The 17,767-nt window shown below is 70.1% G+C and carries 12 protein-coding genes; all 12 read left to right on the forward strand.

Features of this window, described 5'->3' with window-relative positions:
• Nucleotides 1-24: 24 nt before the first annotated feature.
• Nucleotides 25-996 carry a MoxR family ATPase gene (locus ABDC25_RS02780; protein WP_347124738.1) on the forward strand — a complete coding sequence of 324 codons (972 nt, stop codon included), beginning with the start codon at nt 25-27 and terminating at the stop codon, nt 994-996.
• Nucleotides 996-2,258, forward strand: a complete 1,263-nt coding sequence (locus tag ABDC25_RS02785; RefSeq protein ID WP_167254851.1) for a DUF58 domain-containing protein — start codon at nt 996-998, stop codon at nt 2,256-2,258. Before ABDC25_RS02780 ends, ABDC25_RS02785 begins: the two co-directional genes overlap by 1 nt.
• Entirely contained in the window at nt 2,255-4,651 is a 2,397-nt protein-coding gene (locus ABDC25_RS02790; RefSeq protein WP_347124740.1) for a transglutaminaseTgpA domain-containing protein, read from the forward strand. The genes ABDC25_RS02785 and ABDC25_RS02790 overlap by 4 nt, the downstream gene beginning before the upstream one ends.
• Nucleotides 4,648-5,883: an RDD family protein gene (locus ABDC25_RS02795; RefSeq protein WP_347124742.1), complete on the forward strand. Its 1,236-nt coding sequence runs from the start codon at nt 4,648-4,650 to the stop codon at nt 5,881-5,883. The genes ABDC25_RS02790 and ABDC25_RS02795 overlap by 4 nt, the downstream gene beginning before the upstream one ends.
• Nucleotides 5,880-6,695, forward strand: coding sequence for a protein phosphatase 2C domain-containing protein (locus tag ABDC25_RS02800; RefSeq protein ID WP_021198482.1), 816 nt, complete (start codon nt 5,880-5,882; stop codon nt 6,693-6,695). The genes ABDC25_RS02795 and ABDC25_RS02800 overlap by 4 nt, the downstream gene beginning before the upstream one ends.
• Complete coding sequence (locus tag ABDC25_RS02805; RefSeq protein ID WP_208323766.1) at nt 6,695-7,945, forward strand: FHA domain-containing protein; 1,251 nt, start codon at nt 6,695-6,697, stop codon at nt 7,943-7,945. Before ABDC25_RS02800 ends, ABDC25_RS02805 begins: the two co-directional genes overlap by 1 nt.
• Nucleotides 7,942-9,570, forward strand: coding sequence for a serine/threonine-protein kinase (locus ABDC25_RS02810; RefSeq protein ID WP_021198484.1), 1,629 nt, complete (start codon nt 7,942-7,944; stop codon nt 9,568-9,570). Before ABDC25_RS02805 ends, ABDC25_RS02810 begins: the two co-directional genes overlap by 4 nt.
• A 14-nt stretch (nt 9,571-9,584) precedes the next feature.
• Nucleotides 9,585-10,295 carry a hypothetical protein gene (locus ABDC25_RS02815; protein WP_021198485.1) on the forward strand — a complete coding sequence of 237 codons (711 nt, stop codon included), beginning with the start codon at nt 9,585-9,587 and terminating at the stop codon, nt 10,293-10,295.
• Nucleotides 10,292-11,611 carry an RDD family protein gene (locus ABDC25_RS02820; RefSeq protein WP_021198486.1) on the forward strand — a complete coding sequence of 440 codons (1,320 nt, stop codon included), beginning with the start codon at nt 10,292-10,294 and terminating at the stop codon, nt 11,609-11,611. The genes ABDC25_RS02815 and ABDC25_RS02820 overlap by 4 nt, the downstream gene beginning before the upstream one ends.
• Before the next feature lie 43 nt (nt 11,612-11,654).
• Nucleotides 11,655-16,175: an FtsK/SpoIIIE domain-containing protein gene (locus tag ABDC25_RS02825; protein WP_167254865.1), complete on the forward strand. Its 4,521-nt coding sequence runs from the start codon at nt 11,655-11,657 to the stop codon at nt 16,173-16,175.
• A 43-nt stretch (nt 16,176-16,218) separates the two neighbouring features.
• Nucleotides 16,219-17,277: a hypothetical protein gene (locus tag ABDC25_RS02830; protein WP_029259846.1), complete on the forward strand. Its 1,059-nt coding sequence runs from the start codon at nt 16,219-16,221 to the stop codon at nt 17,275-17,277.
• Nucleotides 17,278-17,428: 151 nt separating this feature from the next.
• Nucleotides 17,429-17,749, forward strand: a complete 321-nt coding sequence (locus tag ABDC25_RS02835; RefSeq protein WP_136023789.1) for a flagellar protein FlgN — start codon at nt 17,429-17,431, stop codon at nt 17,747-17,749.
• Nucleotides 17,750-17,767: the final 18 nt, after the last annotated feature.

Below are 17,767 nucleotides of genomic sequence, written 5' to 3' on the forward strand. Positions count from 1 at the left end.
ACGAGAACAAGGAACGACACCCTCATGACAATGACCCCCGAGCAGGCCGCCTGGTTCCAGGGCACCTTCCAGCGCCTCGTCGAGAACATCGACAAGGCCGTGCAGGGCAAGCAGGAGATCGTCGGCCTCGTGCTGGCCTCGATGCTCGCCGAGGGCCACGTGCTCCTCGAGGATGCACCGGGAACGGGCAAGACCAGCCTCGCCAAGGCGCTGGCCGCGACCGTGCAGGGCACCAGCGCGCGCATCCAGTTCACGCCCGACCTGCTGCCGTCCGATGTCACCGGCGTGACGATCTACGATCAGCAGTCGCACCGCTTCGAGTTCCACAGGGGCCCGATCTTCGCGTCGATCGTGCTCGCCGACGAGATCAACCGCGCATCGCCCAAGACCCAGTCCGCGCTGCTCGAGGTCATGGAGGAGTCGCGCGTCACGGTCGACGGCGTCACGCACGAGGCCGGTCGCCCCTTCCTCGTGATCGCGACGCAGAACCCCATCGAGCAGGCGGGCACCTACAAGCTGCCCGAGGCGCAGCTCGACCGCTTCCTGATCAAGACGTCGATCGGCTACCCCGACCTCGCCGTGACCGAGAGCATCCTCGCCGGTGCCTCTGACCGCAACCCCTCGGCCGGCCTGTCCGCGGTCATCACCACGAGTGCGGTGGCCGATATGGCCGACCTCGCTGCGACCGTGCACGTCGAGCCCGCCGTGCTCCGCTACGTGGCCGAGCTCGCCGAGGCCACGCGCGAGGACGGCGCCATCCGTCTCGGCGTGTCGGTGCGCGGGGCGATCGCGATGGTGCGCATGGCCAAGGTGTGGGCAGCGGCCCAGGGGCGCCACTTCGTGCTTCCCGACGACATCAAGGCCCTCGCCCGCCCGGTCTGGCAGCACCGCCTGCTTCTCGACGCCGAGGCCGAGTTCGCCGGCACCAGCAGCGACACCGTGATCGCCCGTGTTCTCGACGCGGTGGCGGCGCCCCAGGCCCGAGTGGCGGCCTGATGACCGCGGAGGCCCTTCCGGCGTCGACGCCGCAGATGGAGCGCGACGCCGGTTGGCGTGACATCGCGGCCGTCCTCGGTGCGCGCGCCCTGACGCGCCTCCGCAAGATCACCTCCGCCGTCCGCCCGCTGGCCTGGGTGCTGATGGCTCTCGCCGTCGGCTTCTGGGTGCTCGGCCAGACCGCCGGATGGGCGGAGTTCACCATCGCCGCCGTCGTCATCGCGATCGCCGTGGTCCTGTGCGCGCTGTTCCTCATCGGCCGCACCGCCTACGACGTCGCGCTCGACCTCGCCCGCACCCGTGTGGTCGTGGGAGAGCGCGCGGTCGGTGCCCTGACCCTCGCCAACCGCGGCACCAGGGCCATCCTCCCGTCTCGTGTGGTGCTCCCCGTCGGTTCCGGACGCGGCGAGTTCGGCATCCAGCGACTCGCGCCGGGGGAGGAGGCGGAGGAACTCTTCGCGATCCCCACCCAGAAGCGCGGCGTGGTCAAAGTGGGGCCGGTGAGCGTCGTCCGCGGCGACCCGCTCGGCCTGTTCGAGCGGGCTCACCGTCGTGACGACCCTGTCGACCTCTTCGTGCACCCGCGCACCGTGCTGTTCGACGGTCAGTCGCTCGGCTACCTGCGCGACCTCGAAGGACTTCCCGCAGCGGATCTGTCTCGCGACGACGTCTCGTTCCACGCCCTCCTGGAGTACCAGCCGGGCGACGACCTGCGTCACGTGCACTGGCGGTCGACGGCCCGCACCGGCACCATGATGGTCCGGCAGTACGAGGAGACCCGACGCTCGCACTTCGTGATCGGGCTCTCGCGCTCGCTCGCCGACTACGCCACCGAAGACGACTTCGAGCTCGGGGTCTCGGCCGCGGGGTCGATCGGCCTGCGCGCTCTGCGCGACTCTCAGCGCGTCGACATGCGCGTGCAGGGCCGGGAGCTTCCCGCGGGCACCGGCAAGCAGCTGCTCGACTCGCTCTCGGCCGTGGAGAACAGCAAGCCGAAGGAGGGTGGCATCGCCGAGCTCGCGGGCGTCGTGTCCGCCACCATGCCGTTGGCGAGCGTGGTGGTCCTGGTCTGCGGCGCTCGGGTGAAGTCCGACGATCTCCGCCTCGCGTGCGCGCGTCTGCCGTTCGGTGCCCGTGTCCTCGTCGTGGTCGCCGACACCACGGCCTCCGCCCCGGCGCTGCGCCGCATCGGCGATGCCGACGTCGTCACGGTGGGTGCGCTCGAACAGGTCCCGCTCGCTCTGCAGAAGGTGCTCGCATGACCGGGTCCTCCGCCGCGTTCGGCGACCTCCCCCTCCGCCGTTGGATCCTCGACCTGGGAGCGACGACGCTCCTGGTCCTCACGGCCCTCGTGGGCTTCTGGCCGACGTTCGCCGGTCCGTCGTTCCTGCCCGCCGCCATCGGTGGAATCCTGATCGGCCTGGCGATCGCGGTCATCACGACCTGGCGTCATTGGGGCATCCTGATCATCGCGGGTCTCACGATCGCCGCGTACTTCGTGTTCGGCGGAGCTTTCGCTCTGCCGCAGACGTCGATCCTCGGCTTCATCCCGACCATCGAGACGCTGCAGAAGCTCGCGCTCGGGACGGTCACCGCGTGGAAGCAGATGCTCACCACGGTCGCCCCCGTCGCGGCGGCCGACGGACACCTCGTCGTCCCGTTCCTGCTGGCGCTGGTCGTCACCACCGTGACCGCCTCCCTCGCGCTCCGGCTGTCGCAGGTGGCGTGGGCCCTGATCCCGGCCGGCGTGCTGCTCATGCTGGTGATCGCGCTCGGCACGCCCGAACCCGCGTTCCCACTCGTGCAGGGACTCGTCTTCGCGGTCGTGAGCATGTCGTGGCTCGCCCTTCGCCAGTTGTGGGCACCGCAGAACACGGCGATCTCCGTCAGCGAGGTCGATCCCTCCCGCGCCGCGCACATGCGCACCCGGCGTCTGCTCGCCGGGGTGGCCGTGTTGGCGATCGCCGGTGGCGCGGGGGTGGCCACGAGCGCCGTCGCGAACCCGGCGCAGCCACGACACGTGTTCCGCGACGTGATCATCCCGCCGTTCGACATCCGGGATTACCCGAGCCCCCTGCAGGCGTTCCGGAAGAACGTGCGCGACGAGGCGGACCAGACGCTGTTCACGGTGCAGGGCCTGCCCAAGGGCGCGCGCGTGCGCACCGCGGTCATGGACCAGTTCGACGGGATGGTCTACAACGTCACCGACGGCGGGCCGACCTCGTCGAGCGCATTCAGCCCCCTGCGCTCGAACATGTCGCCGGATGCCGAGGGTGTCCCGGTGACGCTCAAAGTCGAGATCGGTGCGTATCGCGGAGTATGGATGCCCACCGCGGGCGAGCTGTCCGAGATCAGGTTCTCCGGCGACGATGCCGAGCAGTTGCGCCGCGGCACCTACGTGAACACCGAGACGGGCACCGCCGTCTCCACCACGAAGCTGACGAAGGGTGACGAGTACACGGTGGATGCCGTGATGCCGAACGTACCCGACGACGAGCAGCTCGCCGAGGTGCCGTTCGGCAAGGTGTCGATGCCGAAGCCGAGCAACGTGCCGGAAGAGCTCACGGCCCTCGCCGCCGAGACCATCGCCGGTGCCGAGACGCCGATCGAACGGGTGCGGGCCCTCGAGAACTTCCTCTCCAAGGAGGGCTTCTTCAGCCACGGGCTCGAGGGCGAGGTCATCTCCCGCGCCGGCCACACCGCCGAGCGCATCTCGACGCTCGTCGGCGGGGAGCAGATGATCGGTGACGACGAGCAGTACGCCGTCGCCATGGCGCTGCTCGCCGGGCAGGTCGACATCCCCGCCCGGGTGGTCATGGGCTATTACCCCGACGAGGACAAGGCAGGCGAAGCCACGTTCGCCGCCACCGGCGACAACGTGCACGCCTGGGTCGAGGTCAACTTCGAGGGACTCGGGTGGATGGCGTTCAACCCCACCCCGCCCGAAGACCAGGTGCCGAACGACCAGAACACCAAGCCGCGCGTCGACCCGAAGCCGCAGGTGCTGCAGCCGCCCCCTCCGCCGCAGGAGCCCGTCGACCTGCCACCCACCCTGCCCGACGACCGCGAGGCCGAGGACGAGAGTCTGAACCTCGCGGGCATCATCGGGGCGATCCTCGTGATCGGCGGCATCTCCCTCGGAGTGATCGCACTGCTGGCATCGCCCTTCATCGTGATCGGCGCGTGGAAGGCGGCGAAGCGTCGTTCCCGCCGCGCGGCCGCGCGCACCGCCGACCGCATCAGCGGCGGCTGGGACGAGCTCACCGACCGTGCTGTCGACTACGGCGCCCGCATCCCTCCCGGAGGCACGCGGATCGAAGAGGCGGCGGTCGTGGCGTCGTCGCTCACGGTCCCGCAGGTCACCGCCCTCGCCGAGCGGGCCGACGCCGACGTGTTCGGCCCCGCCGAGCCGAGCCCGGAGGATGTCGAGTCCTTCTGGCACGAGGTCGACGACATCGTCGGCGGACTGGGCAAGGAGGCCGGCTTCTGGAAGCGCCTCCAGGCGCGACTGAGCGTCCGCTCCCTGATCGGCGGCACCGCCATCTCGAACGGATTCCAGAACCTGAAGGACGCGGCGGCCGTGCGCGTCCGCCGCGAACCTGGCACCATCAAGAACAGCACGACGCCCCCGTCCCCCGAGAGCGAGACCTCATGACGCAGCCCGCGCCCGACCAGATCGCGCCGGTCTCCCGTCGCGCCGTCGCCTATCTCATCGACGCCTTGATCGCCGGGGGCCTCGCGATCGTGCTCGGCGGCGGACTCCTCGTCGCCGTGTCGCTCGCCGGCAGCGTCGAGGCCGGCCTCGGAGTCCTGCTGATCGGCGGCCCCGTGGTGGGCCTGGTGCTGCTCGGCTGGTTCTTCGTCTACACGGTGATGCAGGCGGGGGCCGGCTCGATCGGCATGCGCGCTCAGAGTCTGAAGCTCGCCTCGGCCGCGGACGGGAGTCCGCTCGGCTTCGGACGCACGCTGCTGCGCAACGTCATCTTCGGCCTCGCCGCCTCCGTCGTCGTGGGGTACTTCACCCCGCTCTTCGACGGTTCCGGACGGTTCCAGGGATGGCACGACAAGGTCGCCGGATCCCTGATGCTGGACGCGCGGGTACCGGCGCCCGTCGGGGCGGACGCCGCGGCGCCCGCTCCGGCTCCGACGGTGCGGGGAGCCGCGGTCGCGCCGGCTGCGGCTCCGACGGCGCAGGCGCCAGCGATCCCCGGTCTCCCGCAGCCGCCGGCAGCAGCCCCGGCTGCGCTCGCCTCTCCGGCACCGGCCTCCATCCCTCCGCGACCGGCCGCCCCCGCGGCGCCCGTCGCCGAGGCGGGATCGCTCATCGCCTTCGTCCCCGGCATCACGCAGGACGCCCCCGTGCGGTCCGCGCCGGCGGTGGAGCCCGAACCCGAGATCGACGCGACCATCCAGCAGCACCCGGTGGCTCCCGTCGCACCGCCTGCGCCGCCAGTGCCCCCGGTGCCGGCAGCCGCGCCTGTCCCGGACGCCTCGGCTGCTCCGGCGGCTCCCTCCTCGGCGGTCGTCGAGGACGATCTCGAGGACACCAGGATCAGTGTTCCGGGGCATCGCCTCGTCTTCACCTGGGATGACGGCACGCGAGTATCCGTCTCACGACGCACGGTGTTCGGGCGCAACCCTGCCCCGGAAGAGGGAGCCACGCTCGTCCCCGTGCGCGACGAGACGCTCTCCCTCTCGAAGACGCACTTCGAGGCCGCAGCGGAGACGTCGGGCGGGTGGGTGATGGATCGCCATTCCACGAACGGCATGACCATCGTGCGCGCAGGACAGCGGATCGCCTGCCCCGCGGGGCAACGCGTGCCCGTGCGTCTGGGCGACGCCATCGAGATCGGCGACCGCATCGTCACGATCGGCGGCTACGCGTGAGGCCGGGACTCATCGTCTCGACCGGATCCGCGACGCATCCGGGGCTTCGGCGTGCGCTGAACGAGGACGCACATCTGGCGGCCGCTCCGATCTTCCTGGTCGCCGACGGAATGGGTGGCCACGAGGCCGGAGAGCGCGCGAGCGCCGCCGTGATCGCCGAGTTCGCGCGGTACATCGGACGTTCGGCGCTCGTGCTCGACGATGTCCGCCACGCGCTGTCGCTCTCGAGGGAGAGCGTGGAGGAGCTGTCCACCTCCGGCAACGGCCGCGCGGGGACCACTCTCAGCGGAGTGGTGATCGCGTCCGTCGACGGCATGGGGTATTGGCTCGCGCTCAACATCGGAGACTCGCGCACCTACCGCTTCGCCGACGGCGAGCTCGAGCAGATCAGCGTCGACCACTCCGTGGTGCAGGAGCTGATCGAGTCGGGCGAGCTCACGACCGAGGACGCCGTCTCCGATCGACGCCGCAACATCATCACCCGGGCCATCGGCGCGAGCAGCACGGGAGACGCCGACTACTGGATGTTCCCCGCAGAACTGGGCGACCGCATCCTGGTGTGCTCCGACGGACTCACCTCCGAGGTGCCGGACGCGCGCATCCGCGAGGTTCTGAACGCCGAGTCGGATCCGCAGCGGGCCGCTGATGTGCTCGTCGACGAGGCTGTCAGCGCCGGGGGCAGGGACAACATCACCGTCCTCGTCGTCGATGCCGTCTCCGTCGCCTCACGGCCGGGCACGCTGATGGCCACCGACACGGACATCGACCAGGACACACGTCCACGAGAAGCCGCAGCAGGAGGGGTTCGCTGATGCAGACCATCTACCGACCGGGACAGTGGTACCTGATCGTCATCCCGGGAGCGCTCGTCGCGCTGCCCCCCGACGTCCCGGGCGATGTCGTCGCGCGGCTGTGGGAGCGGATGCCGGAGGAGAAGACGCTCGCGACGGTCGTCGATGTGCTCACCGCACACGCGGGAGGCTCGTTCACGTCGCTGCCGTCCTTCGTCGCCGCCGTCGCCGAAGGCGCCGATGTGCGCATCGCCCTGCGAGGCGCGGTCTCCGCCCAGGTCGCGACCCCGACCGACTCGTTCGAGCTGTCCGGCGCTGAGGTCACGACCTGGAACGAGCGATTCCTCGGCGGTGCGTCGAAGATCGAGATCACCGTCGAGGCCCCGACCGACGCCGACGGCCTGCCCGTGCAGAGCGGCATCGTGCGTGCCGCGGCCGTGAGCGCCGAGCTCGAGCCGAGCGACGCCGATCCGCTCACCTCCGTGCTCGGGCCGTCGCCCGTGGTCGGCGCCGTGCTCTCGGAACCGGCTCTGCCCGAGGCCGTCGCCGCCGAGCCGGTCGTGCCGGAGCCCGAAGCGGAGCCCGAGCCCGCACCCGAGCCGGAGCCCGCACCCGAGCCGGAGCCCGCACTCGAGCCGGTCGTGCCGGAGCCCGAGGCCGAGGAGCCGCTTCCCCTCATCGAAGACGCCTTCCTGCCGCCCACGGAGGTGACGCTCGCGCCACCGGTCGACGACGACTTCGACCAGCTGTGGGGTGCCACCGTGCACTCGGTCGGCGGGGCGGCACCGGTGGTGCCGGTCCCCGTCGAGGGCGACCACGACGGCGCCACCGTCTCGGCAGCGGACCTCCGTGCTCTCCGCCAGCAGCCGCCGGTCGCGAACGACGCGCCGACGGAGGTGCTCGATGTGGCGCCGGCACCGGCCGTGGCCTCGGTCGGCCGCATCCGGCTCTCCACCGGTCAGGTGGCCGCCCTCGACCGCACCGTGATCATCGGGCGCCGGCCGCGGTCGACACGTGCGAGCGGGGCGAACCTCCCGCACCTGATCGCCGTCGAGAGCCCCCAGCAGGACATCTCACGCAGCCATCTCGAGGTCAGGCCGGAGGGCGACACCGTGGTGGTCATCGACCTGCACACCACCAACGGGTCCACGCTCCTGCGCCCGGGCGCCGACCCCGTGCGGTTGCACCCCGGGGAGCAGACGCTGGTGCTCTCCGGCGATGTCGTCGACCTCGGCGACGGCGTGACCGTCGCCTTCGAGGATCTCCCGTGACGCGTCGCCCGTCGCCGCCGCCGGATCTTCCCGGCTTCACCTATGTGGAGCCGTTGGGCACCGGTGGCTTCGCCGACGTGTTCCTCTACGAGCAGGAGATGCCTCGCCGCCGCGTCGCGGTGAAGGTCCTGCTCGCCGATCGCATCTCGAGCGGCGCCGCGCAGGAGTTCGCCGATGAGGCGAACGTCATGGCCATGCTCTCGACGCACCCCGCGATCGTCACGATCTACCAGGCCGGGGTCGCCGGCGACGGGCGCCCCTATCTGGTGATGGAGTACTGCCCGCGGCCGAACCTCCAGCTGCGCGCACGGAAGGACCCGTTCTCCGTCGCCGAGGCTCTCCGGGTCGGCGTGCAGGTGGCCGGCGCTGTCGAGACGGCGCACCGCGCAGGCGTGCTGCACCGCGACATCAAGCCCGCCAACATCCTCGTCACCGAGTACAACCGGCCGGCGCTCACCGATTTCGGCATCGCGTCGACGACGGGCGCGACGGGTGAGGCGTCGGGCATGTCGATCCCGTGGTCGCCACCGGAGTCGTTCGCCGAGCCGCCCCAGAGCGGGCCGCGCACGGACGTGTGGGCGCTGGGGGCGACGCTGTACACCCTGCTCGCCGGACGATCACCGTTCGAGCGCCCCGGGGAACGGAACTCCAGTGCCGACCTCATCGAGCGCATCGAGCGCGCCGCCCTGCCGTCTCTGAAGCGGCCGGACTCCCCGGAGAGCCTGCAACGACTCCTCGAGCGCTCGATGGCGAAGAATCCCGACGATCGCTTCCCGAGCGCCGTGGCGTTCGCGCGAGCGCTGCAGAAGGTGCAGATCGAGCTCTCCCACTCGGTGACCCCGATCGACATCGTCGACGATCACCCGCCGGCGGAAGACCTCGACGACGACGGCGACGGTCTCACCCGGGTGCGGGAGATCGTCAGCATCGATCCCGACATGGCCTCGTTCACCCGCCCGTCGGCGACGACGCAGCGGAAGGAGCCTCCGGCCGCGCTGCAGGGGGTGCCGCGCTTCGACGCGCCGGTCGCCCAGGAAGCGGCGGTCGAGCAGACGCAGCTGCGCACGCCGTCTCCCGTTGCTGCACCTCCGACCGTGCCGGGCGCCGACGACCGGACCATCGCCCGTGCGCCGATGGTCGTGGCCCCGGACGCCGCCGTGCCGCTGACGATGGTTCCCGGAGTCCCCGTCGAGGCCCCGGTCGCACCCGAGCCGCCCCGCAGTCGGAAGGGGCTGTGGATCACCCTCGCCGCCGCGGGAGTCGTGCTCGTGATCGGCGGCATCGTCGGACTCAACCTCCTGGTCGCGGGTATCGCGCCCGAACCGCAGGAGACCGCGGAAGCCGTCGATCCGAAGGACGTCGGAACGGACGTGGTGCCGAAGGTGACGGAGCTCGCCGGGACGCGACAGGGCGAACAGGTGGTCTTCACCTGGACGAACCCGAGCCCGCTCGACGGCGATTCATACATCTGGACCCCGGTGGCGGTCTCGGGCGAGGTCGATCCCCAGCAGACGCCGGATCCGACCGCCACGGTGCCCGCCGCGGCGGGGACCGTCTGCATCGACGTGATGCTGCGACGCGACGACGGGCGCGCGTCCGAGACCGTGCGGGGGTGCGTGGAGTGAGTGGTGAAGGCGGCGTGACCGTCGAGTTCGCGGGGGAGTACTTCCCGATCCGTCGGGGCGGGCGGTTCATCGTCGGGCGCGAGGGAGATCTCGAGCTCGACGACAACCTGTTCCTGCACCGGCACTTTCTGGAGATCACCGACGCCGACGGGTTGTGGTGGCTGTCGAACGTCGGCACGCGACTCACGGCGACCGTGACCGATTCGGCCGGTGGCGTGCAGGCCTGGCTCGCTCCCGGTGCCCGCCTTCCGCTGGTCTTCGAGACCACGACCATCGTGTTCAGCGCGGGACCGACGACCTACGAACTCACCTTGCATGCGGCGGAGCCGACGTTCCGTGCGACCAGGCGCGAGCACGACGACGGGGGTGCCTCCACGATCGGCGACGTCCCGTTGACCCTCAGCCAGAAGCTCCTCATCCTCGCGCTGGCGGAGCCGCAGTTGCGCAGGGACGGTACGGGTATGAGCGAGATCCCGACGTCGGCGAAGGCCGCGGAGCGCCTCGGCTGGACCGTCACCCGCTTCAACCGCAAGCTCGACAACGTGTGCGACAAGTTCGACCGGATCGGTGTGCCCGGAATGCGCGGCGGACAACGCAGCTTCGCGACCAACAGACGTGCGCGCCTGGTGGAGCACGTGATCGCGTCGCGACTGGTCGGCAAGAGCGACCTGCCGTTGCTCGACACCGCGCACGCCGTCGACGAGGTCGAGGGAGAGCAGGAGTGATCTGGGAGATCGACGACCACGCTCCCGAGGTCGAAGGGCTCGACGCGCACGGACGCCCGGATCCTGCGTACGCGGAGGCCCTCGGTCTCCGCACAGCAGGGCGAGGGCCGCGCGTGCTCGCCGCGCTGATCGAGTGGGCGGTGGCCGTGCTCATCGCGCTCCCGGCGATCATCGCGCTCACCCCGGTTCTGGCGCAGGTCGTGGCAGGGCAGTTCGACGCCGAGAAGTTCTTCGCCCGCGGTGACCTGGTGTGGCTCATCGTCGCGGCAGCCGTATCGCAGGGCTTGATGATCGCCTATATCGTCGTCCAGCTCGTCCTGCACGGACGCAAGGGAGTGACGCTCGGCAAGGCGATCTGCGGCATCCGCTCGGTGAACGTCCGAACCCTCGAGCGCCCCGGTTTCTGGCGCGGAGCCGTGGTCCGCTTCCTCCTCGCCTACGCCTCGTTCATCGTCCCGGTCATCGGTCCGGTGCTGGTGATCATGCTCTCCCCGCTGTTCGACATCGAGAGGCGAGGACGCGGCTGGCTCGATCTCGCTGCCGCGACCTGGTTCGTCGACGTGCGCGGCGGGTTGAATCCCTACGATGCGAAACGCATGCGCATCGCGCGCAAGCGCGTGAAGACGCCCGAACACGAGGAGAAGGCTCCGCTGCCGTCACTGGCGACGCCGGTGCATCGCGACGCGCCGGCCGAGTACGTCCCGAGTGCGCGCCTTTCCGGAGGCGTCATCGGTGCGCACCGCTCGGCCGCGGCGGCTGCGACGGAGCAGGCAGAGCCATCTGGAGCCGGCTCCATGGTGTCGGCGGCGCCGCCGTCGCTCGCGACGGGCGCACCGGCTCCGGCAACGTTCTCCCCGGCTCCCGCCCCGGCGCCCGCTCCGGCTCCGGTCCCCGCTCCGGCACCGGTCGCGGCGCCCGCCCCGCCCGCGGCGGAACCGCCCGCCCTTGCAGCACCTGCACCTGCGCCTGCTGCTCCCGCACCCGCGGGCGTCCGTGCGATCCTCGTGCTCGACACGGGCGAGCGCATCGAGGTGCGCGGCACCACGCTCTTCGGGCGGTCTCCGAGTGCGGCCGCCGGCGAGGGGGAGGCGCTGCTCGTGCCGGTGATCGACGACACTCGCTCGGTGTCCAAGACGCACATCGCGGTGATGCCGGCTCGACGAGGTGTCTTCGTCGTCGACCGGGCGTCGACCAACGGCAGCGCGATCATCCGGGGCGGTGCGGAGACGGTCCTCCCGGCCGGACACCCCGCCGAGCTGAAGACCGGCGACACGGTGCGCTTCGGCGACCGGTCCCTCCAGGTGGAGTGGGCATGACCCTGAGTAGTGAGATGCGCCCTCGGCGCGGTGAGGACGAGCGATGAGAGTCAAGCTGACCCTGCGTCGACCCGCAGCACCCCTGACCGATGTGGTCGTGATGGCCGACTCGACGGCGACGATCGCCGACGTCGCGCGTCAGATCGCCACGACCGACCCCGCACGCAGTATCGCCGCGGCTCCGGCCGACGTGCTCACTCTCTCGGTGGCGCCGCCGACCAGCGAGCAGCTCACCATGCTCAACCCCGACCTGCTCGTCGGTGACGCTCCGATCGGCTCCGGCTTCCTCGCCGAGGTGGTCAACGTCGGCCCGAACCGGGTATCGGTGGGAGGAGCCGGCACGCGCCCGGCCGCCGTGCTCACGGTCGTCGCCGGTCCCGCCGCGGGCCAGGAGTTCCCGCTGCCGATCGGTCACTTCCTGATCGGCCGTGATAGCGCGAACGACGTCACGATCGCTGATCCGCTGGTCTCGAAGCGGCACGCTCGTATCGAGGTCGCCGCGACCTTCGTCGAGCTGGTCGATCTGAACTCGGCGAACGGAATCCTCGTCGACGGCGGACTCGTGCAGCGGCTCCGCGTGATTCCCGGACAGAGCTTCGCGCTCGGCGACTGCGAGTTCGTCGTGCACATGGTGAGCGACTTCGACGGATCGGCCAGCGGCGACCCGGTGCTCGAGCGCGGGGGTGCTCTGATGTTCAATCGCAGCCCCCGCGTGGAGGAACGGTTCACGGGGCAGGAGCTGGATGAACCGCGCTACCCACGCGACCAGCCGTCTCGGCTCTTCCCCTGGCCCATGCTCGTCGCGCCGATCCTGTTGGCCGTGACGATGTTCAGCATCACGCAGCGTCCGGCCTCTCTGCTCATCGCCGCCGCCTCCCCGATGATGATGTTCGGTAACTTCATCTCCCAGAAGACCAACATCGGTCAGCGTCTGCGCAAGGAGGCGGAGTCGTTCGAGGAGCAGTTCGAGCGGCTCGAGGAGACGCTCTACCACTCGCACCCGAAGGAGCGGGAGGTGCGGCAGAACGAGGTTCCCGCCGTCGCCGTCGTGTTCGATGAGGCGATGCGCCTCGGACCCCTGCTGTGGACGCGTCGACCGGAGCACTGGAATTTCCTCGCCCTGCGCCTCGGCGTCTGCGAGAGCGAGGCGCGCACGCGCATCAAGCGCACCGAGACCCCGGAGGCGCTCGTCGAGTACGTCGAGCGCGTCGACCGCCTCGAGGAGCGGTACCGGATGATCGACGACGTCCCCATCCTGGAATCGCTCCAGAGCGTGGGATCCATCGGCGTCGCGGGGCCGACGTCGCTCGCGAGCGATGCGCTGCGCGGGATCGCGGTGCAGCTGTTCGGTACGCATTCCCCCAATGAGCTGGTGACCGTCGCCCTCACCGAGCCGGGCTGGGCGAACGAGCTCGACTGGCTCAAGTGGCTGCCGCACACCTCGAGCGAGCGCAACCCGTTCAAGGAGATGCCCCTCGCCGATTCCGCCTCGACAGGCACGGCGCTGCTCAGCGGCCTGGAGGAGATCGTGCTGCGTCGCTCGCGGGAATCGAAGTCCGCGCGGCCGCCGTACGGCGCCGACTGGGATCCGATGCGCTACGGGACCGACGTCAAGCGGGCAGCAGAGGACGCGACGTTCCCCGGCCAGACGGCCATCCTGGTGATCATCACGAACGACGCTCCCGTCGACCGGGCGCGACTGACCCAGATCCTCGAACGCGGTGCCGACGTCGGCGTGTACGCGCTCTTCGTCGCTCCGGTGGTCGAGGCGCTGCCCGCCGCGTGCCGCACGTTCGTCGATGTGAGCGCCGGCCTCGCCGATGCCGTGGTCGGTACCGTCCGCAGCGGCGTGGACTACCGCGGGGTGCAGGTCGAGGGCGTCTCGCACGCCTACATGACGATGTTCGCGAAGCGCCTCGCCCCGGTCGTCGACTCCAGCACGGTGATCGAGGATTCCTCCGACATCCCGAACTCCGTCAGCTTCCTCTCGCTGGTGGGGAACGAGGTCGCCGAGGATGCGAGCGCCGTGATCGACCGGTGGCGTCAGAACAACACCATCATCGATCGCTCCGGTGCTCCGCAGTCCCGGCTCAAGAAGGCCGGAAACCTGCGCGCCATCATCGGGCAGTCGCAGACCGACGCGATGACCCTCGACCTGCGCACCCAGGGTCCGCACGCGCTCGTCGGCGGGACGACCGGTGCCGGCAAGAGCGAGTTCCTGCAGGCGTGGGTGCTCGGCATGGCCGCGGCCCACAGCCCCGATCGCGTCACATTCCTCTTCGTCGACTACAAGGGCGGTTCTGCGTTCGCGGACTGCGTCGATCTGCCGCACACCGTGGGGCTGGTCACCGACCTGAGCCCGCACCTGGTGCGTCGCGCCCTCACCAGCCTGCGCGCCGAGCTGCACCATCGCGAGCACCTCTTCAACCGCAAGAAGGCGAAGGACCTCCTCGAGCTCGAGAAGCGTCGCGATCCCGAGACGCCACCGGCCCTGGTGCTGGTGATCGACGAGTTCGCCGCGCTCGCCGGGGAGGTGCCGGAGTTCGTCGACGGCGTCGTCGACATCGCCCAGCGCGGTCGTTCCCTCGGCATCCACCTGATCATGGCGACCCAGCGCCCCGCGGGCGTCATCAAGGACAATCTGCGCGCGAACACGAACCTGCGCGTCGCGTTGCGGATGGCCGATGAATCCGACTCGAAAGACGTCGTGGACGATCCGGTGGCGGCGACGTTCCCGCCCTCGCTGCCCGGACGCGGCATCGCGAAGACCGGTCCGGGTCGCCTCGTGCCGTTCCAGTCCGCCTACGCGGGCGGGTGGACGACCGATGAGGCGCAGGTCGCCGAGGTCAAGGTCGCCGAACTCCGCTTCGGCTCGATCCAGACCTGGGAGGCCGAGCAGGCTCCGGAATCCGACTCCCACGATGAGGATCTCGGACCCAACGACCAGAAGCGCATCGTGGCGACACTCGTGAACGCGGCACGCGAGGCCCGCATCCCGGCGCCCCGGCGTCCGTGGCTCGACGACCTCGAGGGCGCCGTCGATCTGCGCGACCTCCCGGTGCTCGGCGACGGGCAGGTGCTGCTCGGCAAGATGGATGTCCCGGAGCGGCAGCTGCAGGAGCCCGCGTACTTCCATCCCGACAAGGACGGGTCGCTTCTCGTCTACGGGACCAGCGGATCGGGCAAATCGACGGTCCTGCGCACGATCGCGATCGCGGCGGGTTTCGAGCCCGCGCATTCGAACGTCGAGGTGTACGGCCTCGACTTCGGATCGGGTGCGCTGAAGAGCCTCGAGATGCTGCCCCACGTCGGCTCGATCATCTCCGGCGACGACTCCGAGCGCGTGCAGCGCGTGCTGCGTTCGCTGGCCGCCGTGCTCGACGACCGCGGCAAGCGCTTCAGCGCCGCCAACGCTTCCAGCCTGACCGAGTACCGGGAGATCACCGGAAAGGATGAGGCCCGCATCCTGATCCTGATCGACGGGTTCCCGCAGTTCCGCAGCGAGTGGGAGTCGACCACCGCGCGGATGCCGTTCTACCAGACGTTCATGCGCATTCTCGGAGAGGGGCGCCCGCTGGGCGTGCACGTGATCGCGAGCGCCGACCGTTCGGGCTCCGTGCCCACCGCGGTCAGCGCCAACGTGTCGCGGCGCGTGGTCCTGCGGCTCTCCGACGAATCCGGGTACGCGATGCTCAACGCGCCCAAGGACGTGCTCGACGAGCGTTCGGCTCCCGGTCGCGCGATCGTCGACGGGCGGGAGACGCAGATCGCGACGCTGGGCGGCACCCCGAACGTGGCTGAGCAGACCAAGCTGTTGGAACAGCACGCGACGGCTCTGCGCGCGGCCGGGGCGAGGGAGGTGCCGGAGATCGGCGCCCTGCCGACCCGCCTGTCCGTGCGCGATCTCCCGGATCGTCTGGGCGAGTTCCCGGTGCTCGGCGTCGCGGAGGACACGCTGGCCGCACGCGACTTCGACCCTGTCGGCACCTTCGTGGTCGCCGGTCCGCCATCGTCGGGCAAGACCACCGCGCTCAAGGGGATCATCACGTCGATACGGCGGTTCGACCCCGAGGTCAAGCTGTTCCACTTCGGCGGTCGCCGAGCCCAGCTCAAGGGCTACGTCGACTGGACGCGGAGCGCGGTCACCCCGGAGGACGCGAAAGAGCTCGCGAAGGAGATCGCCGAGATCGCCGTCGACGAAACCATTCCGGTGCGCATGCTCGTCATCGTCGAGGACGTGCCCCAGTTCGCGGACGGCCCCGCCGAACGCGAGATGAAGGCGCTCTTCCAGGCGATCAACCGGAGCGATCACCTGCTGGTGGGCGACGCCGACGTCACCCAGGTGACGAGCGGCTTCGGATTCATCGGCGACTTCAAAGCCGGGCGCAAGGGCATTGTTCTCAAGCCGGATGCGTTCGACGGCGATGCGATCTTCAAGGTCCCGTTCCCCAAGGTCAAGCGCACGGATTTCCCGGACGGTCGAGGCATCTTCGTACAAGCGGGACGCCAGGTCACGGTACAGCTGCCACTCATCGAAGGAGACACATGGACGCCAGTCCGCTGAGCGCGAACGCGCACACGCATCGGTTCCGAAGGAGGGGCGAACGATGACGGTCACCTTCGACGACGCCGCGCTGCGCGCGCGCGTGGATCCGGTGCGTGCGCGGCAGGAGAGCCGTGAGCGTGTGACGAGGGAGGGGCGCCGGTTCGGCGTGGTGCTCGGTTCCGGCTGGGTCGTCTTCCAATCGGTCGTGCTGGTCGTCGGCGCCGGTGCACTCGCGGCCCTGGCCGTCGTGGCCGTGCAGTTCATGTTCGGTGCCGACGGCGCCGATCTGACGACCGTCGTTCTGGCTGTGCTGATGGTGCTGCCGCTCGCGGTCGGCCGCATCCGATCCCACCTCCGGGGTCCGCGCGAGCGGGAGATCGAGGAGTACCGCCTCGAGCAGTTCACAGCGGCGAACGGACTCACCTATCGCACCGGCGAACTCGACCCTGAGCGGCCGGCAGCGTTGTTCGGAATCGGCACCTCGCGAGTCGCCAGCGACATCGTCTCCGGCCCGTCCCCGCGCCCGTTCGAGGCCGCGAACTACTCGTTCGACACCTGGGTCGCCCGCGCGCGCATGCCGCGGGTCGCGAACTACGTCGAGTTCGCGCTGACCGGCTCGCTGCCGCCGATGGTCCTCGTGACCAAGTCACCCGCAGTCGCGGCATCCGGATGGGAGCCGACCGCGCCGCAGGAGCGCGTGCAGATCGAGGGCGACTTCGCCGCGCGCTTCGAGGTCTTCACGACGCGGGCGACGGAGGAGCCGGTACGTCATCTGCTCTCTCCGGACGTGCAGGCGGCACTGACGGCGGTCGCCGAGCGGTGCGACGTCGAAGTCGTCGGCGACCGGGTCTACGTCATCGCCCGACGGCACCTCCCGATGGCTGAGCCCGCGTACTGGGAGTGGATCGAGGATCTCGCCGCGCTGGTGTCACTGCTGGAAGTCCGCGGACGCGCGGAGCAGACGGCGGGTGTCACGGAGGCGGATCCTGCTCGTCGCACGCGGCGGGAGGCTTTGTTCGCCGCTCCCAAGGGCGGGCGGGCGGCGGCTGTCGGCTGTCTCGTCCCGCTTCTCGTAGGTCTCGTGGCCGCCGCCCTGATCACCAAGATCACGACGGGCTAACAGCGACGGGTCACCCTGGGATGGGGAGTTGTCCCCATCGACCGAAGGGTGATTCTCTTCGTAGAGTTTGCATAGTCGGGGCGATCAGATCGCCGCGACGGACACTTTCAGGGGCCGGCTCCGCAGCCGGTCCCTTCGATCTGAACGTTTCATGAGGGGGACGGACGTGGGTGACGGCGTCAAGCTGAAGTACGGAGATCTCGAGCCGTTGCAGACCGAATTGAAGAACATCATCGAGGAGTTCGAGCACGCCGGTTCGCGCAGCAACGATCTCGAGAGCGCCGTGGGCTCACCCTACGGCGAGCGTGCGCTGCGCGATGCGGCATCCGACTTCGAGGGGCGCTGGGACGACCGCCGTAAGCAGCTCATGGATGATTGCAAGACGGTCGAAGAGTACGTGGCTGCGGTGATCAAGGGATTCCAGGATTTCGACCGTGACGCCGCATCCAAGTCCGAGAACAGCGGAGGCTGACCGTGTACGAGTACATGC

This window comes from Microbacterium sp. SY138, from assembly GCF_039729145.1.
Classification (GTDB): domain Bacteria; phylum Actinomycetota; class Actinomycetes; order Actinomycetales; family Microbacteriaceae; genus Microbacterium; species Microbacterium maritypicum_A.

Excerpts from the sequence above, each read along its gene's own strand:
- ABDC25_RS02780 (WP_347124738.1), top strand. The coding sequence starts at position 25 with ATGACAATGACCCCCGAGCAGGCCGCCTGGTTCCAGGGCACCTTCCAG.
- ABDC25_RS02785 (WP_167254851.1), top strand. The coding sequence starts at position 996 with ATGACCGCGGAGGCCCTTCCGGCGTCGACGCCGCAGATGGAGCGCGAC.
- ABDC25_RS02790 (WP_347124740.1), top strand. The coding sequence starts at position 2,255 with ATGACCGGGTCCTCCGCCGCGTTCGGCGACCTCCCCCTCCGCCGTTGG.
- ABDC25_RS02795 (WP_347124742.1), top strand. The coding sequence starts at position 4,648 with ATGACGCAGCCCGCGCCCGACCAGATCGCGCCGGTCTCCCGTCGCGCC.
- ABDC25_RS02805 (WP_208323766.1), top strand. The coding sequence starts at position 6,695 with ATGCAGACCATCTACCGACCGGGACAGTGGTACCTGATCGTCATCCCG.
- ABDC25_RS02825 (WP_167254865.1), top strand. The coding sequence starts at position 11,655 with ATGAGAGTCAAGCTGACCCTGCGTCGACCCGCAGCACCCCTGACCGAT.
- ABDC25_RS02830 (WP_029259846.1), top strand. The coding sequence starts at position 16,219 with ATGACGGTCACCTTCGACGACGCCGCGCTGCGCGCGCGCGTGGATCCG.
- ABDC25_RS02835 (WP_136023789.1), top strand. The coding sequence starts at position 17,429 with ATGAGGGGGACGGACGTGGGTGACGGCGTCAAGCTGAAGTACGGAGAT.